The organism is Pseudoalteromonas sp. A3 (genome assembly GCF_025942345.1).
GTDB classification, from domain to species: Bacteria; Pseudomonadota; Gammaproteobacteria; order Enterobacterales; family Alteromonadaceae; genus Pseudoalteromonas; species Pseudoalteromonas atlantica.
This window is the reverse complement of the sequence record NZ_JAPCKL010000001.1, coordinates 95,805-108,813: the sequence shown is the minus strand read 5'-3', so window position 1 is coordinate 108,813 and position 13,009 is coordinate 95,805. Positions and strand designations below refer to the sequence as shown.

General features: G+C 41.7%; 11 protein-coding genes. 3 read left to right on the top strand and 8 right to left on the bottom strand.

Going from position 1 to position 13,009, the window contains the following annotated elements; all coding sequences use genetic code 11:
• The first annotated feature begins 33 nt into the window (after positions 1-33).
• Both OIZ54_RS00500 and OIZ54_RS00495 read left to right on the top strand, forming a co-directional pair.
• Positions 34-1,143 carry a 6-bladed beta-propeller gene (locus tag OIZ54_RS00500; protein ID WP_264389380.1) on the top strand — a complete coding sequence of 370 codons (1,110 nt, stop codon included), beginning with the start codon at positions 34-36 and terminating at the stop codon, positions 1,141-1,143.
• An 86-nt stretch (positions 1,144-1,229) separates the two neighbouring features.
• The gene (locus OIZ54_RS00495; RefSeq protein ID WP_264389379.1) at positions 1,230-3,581 is read left to right on the top strand and encodes a beta-galactosidase; all 2,352 of its coding nucleotides are present in this window, start codon (positions 1,230-1,232) and stop codon (positions 3,579-3,581) included.
• Between the two features lie 62 nt (positions 3,582-3,643).
• Here OIZ54_RS00495 and OIZ54_RS00490 read toward each other — a convergent pair whose 3' ends face one another.
• Positions 3,644-4,462, bottom strand: coding sequence for a hypothetical protein (locus tag OIZ54_RS00490; protein WP_264389378.1), 819 nt, complete (start codon positions 4,460-4,462; stop codon positions 3,644-3,646).
• A gap of 104 nt (positions 4,463-4,566) precedes the next feature.
• Here OIZ54_RS00490 and OIZ54_RS00485 point away from each other — a divergent pair, with 104 nt between their 5' ends.
• Positions 4,567-5,415 (top strand): helix-turn-helix domain-containing protein, encoded by an 849-nt coding sequence (locus OIZ54_RS00485; protein WP_264389376.1) that lies wholly within the window; start codon positions 4,567-4,569, stop codon positions 5,413-5,415.
• A gap of 9 nt (positions 5,416-5,424) precedes the next feature.
• Here OIZ54_RS00485 and OIZ54_RS00480 read toward each other — a convergent pair whose 3' ends face one another.
• From OIZ54_RS00480 to OIZ54_RS00450, 7 genes are all read right to left on the bottom strand, one after another.
• Complete coding sequence (locus OIZ54_RS00480; RefSeq protein ID WP_264389375.1) at positions 5,425-6,699, bottom strand: NAD(P)/FAD-dependent oxidoreductase; 1,275 nt, start codon at positions 6,697-6,699, stop codon at positions 5,425-5,427.
• A 13-nt stretch (positions 6,700-6,712) separates the two neighbouring features.
• Positions 6,713-7,021: a 2Fe-2S iron-sulfur cluster-binding protein gene (locus OIZ54_RS00475; RefSeq protein ID WP_096739509.1), complete on the bottom strand. Its 309-nt coding sequence runs from the start codon at positions 7,019-7,021 to the stop codon at positions 6,713-6,715.
• Positions 7,022-7,077: 56 nt separating this feature from the next.
• A complete protein-coding gene (locus tag OIZ54_RS00470) occupies positions 7,078-8,250 on the bottom strand; it encodes a cytochrome P450 (RefSeq protein ID WP_264389372.1) in 1,173 nt (390 codons plus the stop codon).
• Positions 8,251-8,449: 199 nt separating this feature from the next.
• Positions 8,450-9,898 (bottom strand): aldehyde dehydrogenase, encoded by a 1,449-nt coding sequence (gene aldA, locus OIZ54_RS00465; RefSeq protein WP_096739507.1) that lies wholly within the window; start codon positions 9,896-9,898, stop codon positions 8,450-8,452.
• A 3-nt stretch (positions 9,899-9,901) separates the two neighbouring features.
• On the bottom strand, positions 9,902-10,666 hold the full coding sequence (locus OIZ54_RS00460; protein WP_064385154.1) for an SDR family oxidoreductase: 765 nt from the start codon (positions 10,664-10,666) through the stop codon (positions 9,902-9,904).
• A gap of 11 nt (positions 10,667-10,677) precedes the next feature.
• Complete coding sequence (locus tag OIZ54_RS00455; protein WP_264389370.1) at positions 10,678-11,700, bottom strand: zinc-dependent alcohol dehydrogenase; 1,023 nt, start codon at positions 11,698-11,700, stop codon at positions 10,678-10,680.
• A 9-nt stretch (positions 11,701-11,709) separates the two neighbouring features.
• Entirely contained in the window at positions 11,710-12,822 is a 1,113-nt protein-coding gene (locus tag OIZ54_RS00450; protein WP_248442137.1) for a mandelate racemase/muconate lactonizing enzyme family protein, read from the bottom strand.
• Positions 12,823-13,009: the final 187 nt, after the last annotated feature.

The following is a 13,009-nucleotide window of genomic DNA, read 5'->3' as shown; positions in this document are numbered from 1 at the left end:
CTTTGAGTTGGTTTTTTTTATTTGGAAAATACAATGCTCCAACAGCTAACGTTACAACAAAAACAACAAATTGCTCACGCAATACCAAAAAACGGACAAGACCCGCATGGCAAAATAGTGGGTCATGGTAACTACCAATACAAGATAGATGCGCACTGGGGTAAATTAGACCCCGAAGACTACCCCATCGAAAATTGTCACGCCATGGTGATGGACTCGCAAGGGCGTATTTTTATGATCACTGATAACACGCGTAATAACATTTTAGTTTACTCGCAACAAGGTGAGTTACTGGATGCATTTGGTACCCTGTTCCCAGGTGGTCATGCCATTAAAATTGTGCAAGAAGGCGAGCAAGAGTATTTATATGTGGTCGATAGTGGCTGGGTCGTTAACCGACATTGGGATGGTCACAGCAAAGAACAATGGGATAGCCCTAACAACAATGTAATACCACAAGCTGGTTTTATTGCCAAAATGACCCTAGACGGCAAGCTCATTTACACAATTGGCCACCCACAAACTTATGGCGCTTATTCACCTGAGCAACCTTTTCGTCCCACTGATATCGCCATTGCATCGAATGGCGATTTGTATGTAACCGACGGCTACGGTAGCGACTTTTTACTTAATTTTGATAAACAAGGCCGCTATATAAAACACTGGGGAGGACACGATAACAGCGATAGCCACTACAACTTACAAAATACGCACGGAATTGAAATTGACTTACGTGATGAAAATAACCCGACTTTGCTCGTAAGCTCTCGGTTTGAGCAATGTTTAAAAGTATTTTCTTTAGATGGCCAATACCTTAAAACAATCAGTGCTAATGGCGCCTACATTGGTGGTCCCGTATTCAAGGGATCCGTTTTTTATGCGCCGGTGTGTTGGTCACACGTTGATAATCGCAATGCCGATGATTCAGGTTTTATTAGTATTTTTGACGAAACAAATAAAATCATCGCTAACGTGGGTGCACCACAACCTGTTTATCAAGATGGTCAACTACAACCGATGCAAACTGATTGGCAAGTATTTAATCATGTGCACTGTATTTGTGTAGATCAAGATGACAATTTATATGTTGGCCAATGGAATTCGTCCAACAGCTACCCAATGAAGTTAATAAAACAAAATTAAAAGTGATAAATATGAATACGATCATTGTTTATTGTTAACAATGATCGTATGTTATTCATTCTAGTTTACAACAGGACCAAACTAAAATGACAACACCTCGCCCTTCAATGACACTTAATTTAATTGCGCTAAGCTTAGCCTGTGTGTTTGCCAATGGTTGCAGCGATACACATAAAGCGCCTGTGCAAAAGCCATCAGTTATCTCACAAGCAGATCCATTTACTGAGGTAGAAACACTGACCAAGCTGGTTGATTTTTCAGATCAACAACAGCAAAGATGGCTTTTTGATAGTCATACATCTCATCAATTGATTGAGTCAGCAAATAATAAACAATTAGCGTTAAATTTTTCAGCTAAGGGAAATATTTCTGAGCTAAAAATAGCTCCACCGAGCCCATGGGACGTGTCGGCATATAATAACTATAATTTGGCATTTGATGTACAAAACACCAGCTCAGACTCTATACATGTTTACTTGTCATTAGAAAACCCACACGGTCAGCTACAAAGTCGCTCAGTGAGTTTACCTGCTAATTACCAAGGGACGGTGTATTTTCCTTTAACTGGCAAAGAAGCACAAACAAATGCCGGTATGTGGGGAGATGCGCCACCTTGGCAAACAAAAGATCGCTTAATGGTGTGGCGCTCTTGGCGTGATGATGGTGGCGACTTTACTAAAATTAGCGCAATGAACCTGTTCACTATCGGCGTGCTAGAAGATAAGTCAATATTAATTGGCGATATCAAACTAAGAGAAAACCCACCGTCAGATCCAAACTGGATGGTTAATATCATCGACAAATATGGTCAATACAGTAAACAAACCAATGCACTGACAATCACCTCAGATGAGCAGCTTAAACGTTTGGCTGATATTGAACTAGCTGAACTTGCAAAATCCAAAGGCATGAGCGACCGTTCACGATTTGGTGGTTACGCCAACGGTCCTAAGTTAGAGGCTACAGGCTATTTCAGAACTGAAAAAGTAGACGGTAAATGGTGGATGGTCGACCCTGAAGGGTATTTATTTTTCTCTCATGGTCCCGCTAATGTCCGTATGGCTAACCTAACAACAATTACTGGGGTAGACTTTAAAGACGACTCAGTACGTAATCGCAGCAGTGATGAGATCACCCCCGAAGATTCTATGGGCATTGTTAAAGTCTCAGAGCAAGCTCGCCAGAGCCGCTTTATTACTTCTGAGCTGCGTCATAATATGTTCCAATGGCTGCCGGATTACAATGAGCCACTGAGCGAGCATTACAGCTACCGACGCTCAACCCATAAAGGCCCTGTGGCACATGGCGAAACATATAGCTTTTATCGTGCAAATTTACAACGTCGCTACGGCGAAACATCACCTAAATCGTACATAGATAAATGGCATGATGTAACACTTGACCGCATGAAGGATTGGGGGTTTACATCGTTTGGTAACTGGGTCGACCCGGCTTTTTATGATAAAGAATCGGTGCCCTATTTTGCCAACGGTTGGATTATTGGTGATTTTAAAACCCTTTCTGGCCACACCAACCACTGGGGTTTAATGCCTGACGTATACGACCCTGAATTTAAAAAACGCGCCGAAATAACAATCGATGCTATAGCACAAAAAATTAAAGCATCACCTTGGTGTATCGGTATTTTTATAGATAACGAGAAAAGTTGGGGCGAGCGTGAAGGCAGTGTTGAAAAGCGTTATGGGATCATACTCGATGCACTTTCTAAAAATGCAGCGAATAGCCCTGCTAAGCATGCTTTTACTACGCACCTTAAACAAAAATACAGCTCAATTACTGCATTAAATAAAGCATGGCAAAGTGATATCGCTAACTGGGATGAGCTCGACAAGGGCGTAACATTTACCACTTACAGCGATGCACAAATAGCTGATATTTCTAAAATGCTAGAAATGCTCGGCGAGCAATACTTTAAAGTGGTTAATGGCACCTTAGCTAAAAAACTCCCTAATCACTTATATATGGGCGCTCGTATGGCTAATTGGGGTATGCCCGATGAAATTATTAAAGCCTCTGTAAAATACTCAGATGTTTTAAGCTTTAATATTTACGAAGAAGGCATGCAAGATCATTATTGGAAATTTTTAGAAAATGTTGATTTACCTGTTGTTATTGGCGAGTTTCATATCGGAACTGCAACCGACTCTGGCTTGTTCAACCCAGGCATTGTCCATGCAGCGAATCAAACTGACCGTGCAGCCATGTATAAAAAATACATGCAAAGCGTTCTCGAAAAACCTTATATGGTAGGCGCGCATTGGTTTCAGTATGTTGATGAACCAGTATCTGGGCGAGCCTTTGATGGTGAAAATGCCAATATCGGCTTTGTCACGGGCACCGATATTCCTTATCCTAAAATGATTGAGGCGGTAAAAGACGTCACATCGACCATGTACGAAAAACGCTACGGTAAATAGTACAAACGCTGATATAACCGGCTTTTTTTAAGTTAAAGCCGGTTATAAAATATCCCCTCTAGTTACACAACCAAGTGCTGCTTTAGGTAATCTTTCATAGCAACATTCAGTTGCCATTGCTCTGTTATTGGTTTATTAGAATTGAGTTCATTCGGCATATAAGGCCAAGGACCAAACTCTGGGCAAATATAAAATGTTTGCTGACCTCGTGCTTTTACTAAGTCGATGATCGTTTGCCACCATTGTACATACAGGTTTAATGTTTCTCGCCATTGGCTACTAAAGGGATCATTTACTTGCGCGGATTGAGTATGCCCGACTCTTGCGTGAATATAGTAGCTCTGCTGTTGCGCTGCTAATAGGGCATCTTGTTGCTCTTCAAGCAAGCTTTCACTTACATTAGTCCAATGGGAGAAGTCTGCGTTTAATTTTAGCTCTGGAAATTGTTGAAGGTAAGACTTAGTAGCAAAAGCGGCATAGTTAAAGCGCCCTCTGTGAGTCTCGTGCGTAATTGTCACTGCTAAAGTACGTTCTAACGCTAACGCATCTTTTATTAATAAGCTGTTTTGCGCAAAACTATAAAAGTCTTTCCCTGTATGTGAATTTATAAACACAGGGTTAAGTGTAGCAAGAAAGCGTAGTCGCGCATTAAACCTAGCTCGGTACTGTGCAAACGATTCTGCTTTAGCAGCCAGCCACTGTTGAGCAACCACAACAAAGTTATCTTCACGAGCTGCACGTTTAATGGTTGCAATAAACTCATCGTCATCAGGGAAGTTAATTTCAGCCCCATCAAAACCCGCAGCGAGTACGCGGGCAACAAACTGCTCTGCGGCTATTCCTTCACAACCCCAGTAAGGGCATAAAAACTTTAATTCCATATTTTCTCCTTCAGGGTATCGAATATTCAATTTGGCTTATCAGACATTGCAGCTTTTAATAAGGCGCGATACACTTCAACTAAGTTTTGTTAACAATAAACTATATGTCTAAGCCTACAATCTATTGCGAGCCATTTACCATAAAGGATGGCTACGATTTTGAAATTCATCATGTCAGTTACTTGCAGCACGATGCTTATTCCTGTTTTATGCACTTTCATCAGGTCCATGAATTCATCTTTTTTGAGCGCATCGATGGCACTTATTTCTATCATCAGGGCGAGTCAAAGCTATCTGATTATGAGGCCGTATTTACACCAGCAATGGAAACCCATGACTTTGAGTTAAACCCGCGGTCTAAATCTTGGTATATAGTGCAATTTATGCCTGAGCAACTAAATGACCCGGCTTTAAACGAATTTACCGAGCTGCTTAAATCGGGTATGCATCTTAGTTTCTGTGTCGAAATACAACAAAAGCTGCACTGCTTATTAGCCTGGATGCTAAGCGAATACAACCAAAACCCTAAAAGCAAAACCTGTAAACAGTTGTTTAATAGCCTTATAACACTCGTTTGCGAGTACGGTAAAAATGGCGCGGCAACGCTCAATAAACCGCGATCTGGCTTAGCAAGCTTTAAAAAGTTAACGCCTATTATTGAACAATTGAAGACCCATAATGGTATTAACGTTTCGTTAGAGCAAGCCGCTGATATGTGTCATTTATCGCCGTCGTATTTTTCTCGGGTTTTTAAAAAACACTTTCGTGTTCCCTACTCCGATTACCTTATTCAACATAAGTTATATAACGCTGCGCGATTATTGGGTCAAACTGATATATCAGTCACAGATATTGCTTATGATTTAGGCTTTTCCAGTCCTTCTTACTTCATTAAACAGTTTAAGTTTCACTTCAAAGTCACGCCGCTACAGTATCGTCAACAACTGCGCTAATAAGCGCAATTATGTGCTCTGTAATAAGGTTTTACTTAATGCTGTTGTGATCCTTAATAACGCTTTATTGACTGATAGCCCTTGTTTTATCGCTTGCGTCCCAAGTACATAAGCTTTGCTACTATTAACTGCTTCAACACATAACAAGGTGTCATCATGAAAATACCAAACAGAAAACTGCTCTGGTGTTTCTTTGTGCACTATTAGCTCATTATATCCATTTGCTAAACCCACAATTTGTAACTTGTATTGATATTGATCAGACCAAAACCAAGGCACAGCCGCGGGCGTGTATTGTTGCTTAGCAATAAACATGGCCGCCGATTTGGCTTGATCAACCGCATTTTGGACTGATTCTAAACGGATCCATCGCTGATAAATTTTGCTAAAATGACGAGTACAATCACCGATAGCAAATATATCAGGATGGGATGTTTGGCAAGCCTCATTTACTTTAATTCCCTGATCGGCCTCTATCCCCGCAGCACTTGCCAATTGGGTATTTAGCTTTACACCCACGCCCACTAGAATAAAATCAGCGGGGTATTGACTGCCGTCGCTGCATACCACGATGTGTTTATTGCTTTGGTGTTTTATTTCGACTACATCCTTGCTGGTTTGTAAATTTACCCCTTTGCTTTGATGTAAATCAGTTAAAAAGTCAGACATCACCGCAGAGGTCACCCGGGATAATATTTTGTCATGCTTTTCAATCACAGTGACATTGGCACTTAATGCAACAAATGACGATGCTGACTCAAGCCCAATATACCCGCCGCCAATAATCACGACTTGTTTATCGCGACTGTTATTAAGCGCAGCTTTTATCGCCTTTGTATCAACAAAGGTTCGCATAGAAAAATACTGATGACTTCCTTGAGCATCAACAGTCTCATTTAAGCCTTTAATCGCAGGAATAAACGCCGAGCAGCCCGTGGCAATAACAAGTTTGTCAAAGGTAATTAACCGCCCACATGCTAATGTAATTGTTTTTGTTTCACTGTTGATGGCTGTAACAGTTTGCCCTAAATACAGCGATAAATTGTTATCTTTGTAAGCTTTTTCTGCTTTCAATGGGCTGGCAATTGTGTCACTTGCTTGCAAGGTTTTTTTTGATAACGGCGGTCTGTGATAAGGTAATTCAGGGTCGCTATCAATCAGTGTAATAGCGCCAAGCCAGCCCTGTTGGCGTAAATTAAACGCGAAGTTAACACCTGCGTGGCTGGCACCTATGACGACTACATTTAAATCAATGTCGTTTTGCTCTGTATTTATATGTTGCATAAGAATTTACCAATTAATTTGCCACCACAAATGTCATGCCATCTATGTCATCAGATACCTCAATTTGACAGCATAACCGACTATATTCAGTCACGTTATCGTCAAGTTCGAGCATGTCGCTTTCAATTTCATCCGCGGCTCCCACTTTCTCAAAATCTTCAGGGGCAACGTAAACATGACAGGTTGCACAAGAGCACACACCACCACAATCACCATCAATGCCTGATACACCATTTGCCACCGCAAGTTCCATTAACGAACCACCACTTCCTTCCACTGCTATTGCGCCATTACTTTGGGTCATAAAAATTACTTTAGCCATGATTATTCCTCTACTTTTTACTGACACTTGCTACAGTGCGCTTTGTTATCGATTAATTATTTAGCGGTTAAACGAACGTGAAGACTGTTAAAGCCGACTTTTCTTGAAAATTCACCAAGCTGTTCAATATTTTCGTCGGCTTTAACTGTCTCTATGCAGGCAACTTTTTTAGCCAGAGATAACACCAATTGACGTAATATTTGCCGCGTATGAGTAGCTCCTAAACAGGTGTGGTGACTAAAGCCAAAACTGACGTGAGGGTTTACTTTACGGTCAAAATCTACATGGTTTGGATTTTTAAAGATGTTTTCATCACGGTTTGCTGATGCCCAGCACAAAGAGATACGGCTATCAGCTTTTATCGCATGCTCACAAACCTGTGTATCTTGTGTGGCTACTCGCCCCATATGCGTTAAGGGTGAAAAATAACGAAGCAGCTCCTCCACCGCACGATTAAGGATTTCTGGTTCATTGCAAATACGCTGTAAATCGCTGCTGTGTTCGCTAAAGTAAGCCATTGAGTTAGTGATAGCATTGATGACGGTATCGCGGCCACCTGCAAAAGTTAGGATCATGACCCCTTTAACTTGCTCCTTGGTCATGGTTTGACCATTGACCTTGGCTGCCAGTAATACTGAGTACAGATCATCACTAGGTTGCGCCACTGCTTTATCAATTTGTTGATCTATGTAGTCGTACAGAATGTTGGCTTTATCGCCATCTAGATTACTGTCTTCACTGCGAAATACATGTGTTCCCCAATCAATCCATGTTTGTGCTGTATCCATTGGGGTATTAAGTAACAATGTCAGTGCCTTCGATTGCAGTGGCAGTGCAAATTCACTGACAATTTCAATCGTCTCGGTATTCAGAGCATGTTCAATAGTGTCATCTATGATTTGTTGTAAACGCGCTTGGTATTGCTCTTCTAACGGACGTTTGAACCACGGGTTTAATAACTCACGAAAACCGCCATGCTCAGGTGGGTCAACTTCAAAGGGAATTTGCCGGGTTTCTCTAATTGCAACTTCAGAAGGAATAACAATGCGGCCAGGTTTGGCACCTGATTGAAACAGGGTACAATTATGCGCGGCTTTTCGTACTTCTTTTAAACCTAATATCATCTTTACGGGATCATTTTGGTCATCCATTTGGCCTATGCCCGTTGCGGTACGTTGCCCTTTAAATGCATCGGCAAATTCACTCACCTTTGTGTTTTTTGTTGTCATGACTTTGTACCTTCACCGTAAAATATAAATTTGATGAACCATACTAGTCCGTTATTTTTGCTCAGAATACACAACTAACGCTTAAAAATGGTAATTTCATGTCCTATTTGTGTTTTGTTAAAAAACACACAAGCACAAAAAAGCCGATGCACTGCATCGGCTTTAGGTGGGCAAATGTGAGAGAATCCACCTTGCCTAATTACTTCTCATTTAAATACACTGTTTTCTTCTCAAGGTATTGCTCTAAGCCGTACTGGCCGTCTTCACCGCCCATACCGCTTAGTTTCCAACCATTGTGAAAACCTTGATGCTGCTCACCTAAACCACGGTTTACATACACTTCGCCTACTTCCATTTCAGCAATAGAGCGGTGAATGTAATCCAATGTTTTTGTGTATAAATAAGCTGATAGACCGTATTCACTGTCATTCGTGTATGCAATCGCTTCATCAATACTATTGATTTTAATAATAGGTAATATTGGGCCAAAGGTTTCTTCGTGCACTAAAATATTATCTTGGTCAACATCCACAAGTACCGTGGGTTCGTACCAGTTTCCGCCTTCAAATCCTGCCACCGTCGCGACTTTGCCGCCAGTGGCAAGCTTCGCGCCTTGAGCAATGCCTTTTTCAACAATTGAGTGAATATTATTAATTTCACTCTGGTTTACTTTAGGACCCATCTCTGATGTTGGATCCATCGGGTCCCCCACTTTTAAGGCTTTAACCTTAGGGATGAACTTTTCAATAAAGCTGTCGTATACATCACTGTGCACATATAAACGCTCTGCACAGGTGCATACTTGACCACAGTTTGCAAATCGTGCTGTAACAGCATCGTCAACAGCTTTATCTAGATCTGCATCTTCCATTACGATAAACGGTGCTTTGCCGCCAAGCTCAAGCATAACAGGAGTTAAATGCTTACCGCTGGCTTGATGAATAATTTGCCCTGCACGGGTACTTCCGGTCATGGTGATCAGTTTTGTCAGCGGGCTTTCACATAAATGTTGACCCACCACAGAGCCAGTACCATTAACAATGTTAAGTACGCCAGCAGGAACACCCGCTTGGTTAGCAATTTCACCGAGTTCCATAGTTGCTAATGGCGTTTCTTGCGTTGGTTTAATAACGATAGAATTACCGGTGATTAGTGCAGGGCCAATTTTACGACCAGCTAACGCCAGCGGAAAATTCCACGCTGTGATTGCCACAACCACACCACGTGGCACTTTATGAATATAGATTTTTTCGTTTTCGTGATCTGAAGGAATGATATCCCCTTTGATTGTTAAGGCATTATCACATGCATATTCGATAAACGTTGCTGTGACATTGGCTTCCATACGAGCCACATCAATCAGCTTACCTTGCTCTTGTACTAATAACTCAGCTAGGCGCTCATTATTATCACGAATACCTTGTGCAAAACGGCGTAGGATTGTGGCACGTTCACGTGGCGTTTTTTGTGCCCATGCAGTTTGTGCAACAGTCGCTGTTTCAAGGGCTGTTTGTGCATCTTCAACACTGCCTTTAGGAATAACACCCACCTGCTCGCCGGTACTTGGCGAGAGCACGCTGATGGTGTCGCTATTTGATGAGCTTACATACTCACCATTGATAAAGTTTACGTTATTTTTAATTGTCATTTTTTATCGTCCCATCCAGCCGCCATCAACTAGCAATACACTGCCGTTCATGTAGTTTGAGGCGTCTGATGCTAAAAATACAGTTGGCCCTTTAAAGTCATCCGGTGTTCCCCAACGACCTTGCGGAATACGCTCTAAAATCGATTTTGCACGCTCTGGGTCATTTCTGAGTGCTTCGGTATTATCTGTTGCAATGTAACCCGGTGCAATAGCGTTTACATTAACACCTTTACTCGCCCACTCATTGGCAAGTGCTTTAGTTAATTGGCCTATTGCCCCTTTACTTGCCGCATAGCCAGGTACGGTGATCCCGCCCTGAAAGGTTAATAATGACGCAGTAAAGATAATTTTACCTTGGCCACGCGAGACCATTTCTTTTCCTAGTTCGCGACTTAAGATAAATTGTGAGTTTAAGTTAATCTCAATGATTTTATCCCAATATTCATCGCTGTGCTCAACCGCTGGATCGCGCAAGATTGAGCCAGCGTTATTCACTAAAATATCTATTTTAGGGTGATCACTTTTCACTTGCTCAATAAAAGTATACAAGCTTTCTCGTGATGAAAAGTCACATTGATAAGCATGAAATAGCTGACCGCGCTCCAAGACTTGGGTTTCAACATCTGAGCCAGACTTTGCTAGACTTGCTGATACGCCGATGATATCGGCGCCCGCTTCTGCTAATGCCAGTGCCATTGCTTTACCAATACCACGACTACACCCTGTGACTAACGCTGTTTTACCTTTTAGGCTAAATTTATCTAACATAATTTGTTCCATTACTTAGTTTGGCAAGAGACAAGTGCTTTCATACCCGTTGGATTGTTATCCATACTGGCAAATGCAGAGCTAATATCAGCAAGTTCACTCACAGATGTAATAAATGGTGCTAAGTCAATCTTGCCACTGGCTACCAAATCAATTGCCATTTCAAAGTCAGCATCTACGTATACACGTGCACCAACCAGCTCTAACTCACGCCAGAAAAACTGAAATAGATCGACTGGCGGTTTTTGTGAGTGGATAGCAACCATACAGATACGGCCACGCACAGCTGCAATTTGGGTCATGGCTTCAACTGCAGGCTGCACACCAGATACTTCAAACACAACATCAGCGCCTTTTCCATCGCTCCATTTAGACACATATTCTTGTAAATCTTGTTCCAGCGGATTAATTGTTTCAATATCGTAACGTGACGAAAATTTACGTCGTTCGTTATTAACCTCTGAGATCAATACCTCTGCACCCACACTTTTTGCCACTAATGCGACAAGCTGACCAATTGGGCCACCCCCAATCACTACAGCTTTTTCGCCTGCTTTTAAACGAGAACGCGAAATATCGTGGCATGCAACCGATAACGGTTCAATCAGTGCACCCTGCTCAAGTGATACATTCTCTGGTAGTTTATGGATAGTGCGGGCTTTTACGGTCCATGAATTTTGGAATGCGCCAACTGAATCAATCCCCATAAATTTAAGGTTATGGCACACGTGGCTATGGCCTGCATTACAGGCTGGGCAGTCACCACAATAATCAAGTGGACGTACAACAACACGATCACCTACTTGTAGGTTAGTAACCTCACTGCCAAGCTCGGCGACAACACCTGAAATCTCATGTCCTATGGTGTGTGGTGGGTTTACACGTTGATCCATTACACCGTGGTAAATGTGCATGTCGGTACCACAAATACCAACAAAACCAACATCTAAACGAACTTCATCTGCTTGTGGCTTTATCGCTTGACCTGCAACGATACGAAACGATTTATTACCAATATATTCTGCTGCTTGCATAGTGATACCTTATGATTGTTTTACTAAATGTGGTTTAACTAATTGCGCGTCAAACTCTACGCCAGTACCGATAATATCTGGGGCGCAGGCTTTACCGTTATCATCAAGTTGTAACGGTCGCGTTGTGTATTCATCAATCGGGAACGAGTGAACTTCTAAAAATCCCGCATGAGGTTGTGAAGCCAGAAGCGATACATGTAATTCATGCATACCATGGCTACAAATAGGTAAGTTGTGGGTATAAGCTTGACTTGCTACGTGCAGCCAGCCAGTGATACCGCCAATATTAGAGGCATCAGGTTGTAAAAAGCCTAATTTGGCTTGATCAATTGCATAGCCAAATTCATGTAAAGTGTGCAGGTTTTCGCCCATCGCTAAAGGAATAGATGTCGCCTGTGCTATACGAGCAAAACCTTTGTAGTCATCAGGGATGGTTGGTTCTTCAAACCACGTAATATCAAATTTTTCAATCGCTTTGGCAAAACGAATTGCATGCTCTACGTTCATTGAGTAATTAGCATCGACCATTAACGTTCTATCATCACCAATCAACTGCCTGACAGCTTCAACACGAGCTACGTCTTCTTTATTGTCTGCTTTACCAACTTTAATTTTAACGGCGTTGAAGCCACGATCTAGATAGCCTTGAATATTCGCCAGCAGCTTTTTCTCATCAAAGTTAAGGTCGATTCCGCCAGCGTAGCACGCTGTTTTATCGCTATGACCACCAGCGACTTGCCACAGTGGTGCTGATAACCGCTTACATTTGATATCCCACAGCGCAATATCAACTGCAGAAATAGCAAAGCTTAATAAACCACCGCGACCAACATAATGCAGATCCCACTGTAATTTATCCCAAATTGACATGATGGCTGATGAGTCGACGCCAATTAAGCCAGGTTTAATTTCATCATTTAATAATGAATAAATAGCACGGCCACCTTTGCCACCGGTGTAGGTATAACCCATGCCTTCATAGCCGTCGTTTGTCATGATGCGCACAGCAATCACTTCAAAATGGGTATGATCTCCATGTTTAGCATCACTTAACACCTCAGCCAGAGGAATTTGATAATACTCCACCTTTACGCTTTTTATTTTTAGTAATGAATTTCTCATCTAGCCACCAAATTAGTTTACATGATACTGTCTATTGTTAACAATCTACAACAATGCAAATTTATTGTAAAGGATATATAGTTAATAAAATGAAAATAACTTAACGCGGAAATTTGCTTTGAAGTAAAGCGCGAGCAAGTTAATCAACTGATTTGACTTGCTCGATGAGTTGTAATGGTGAACCTTA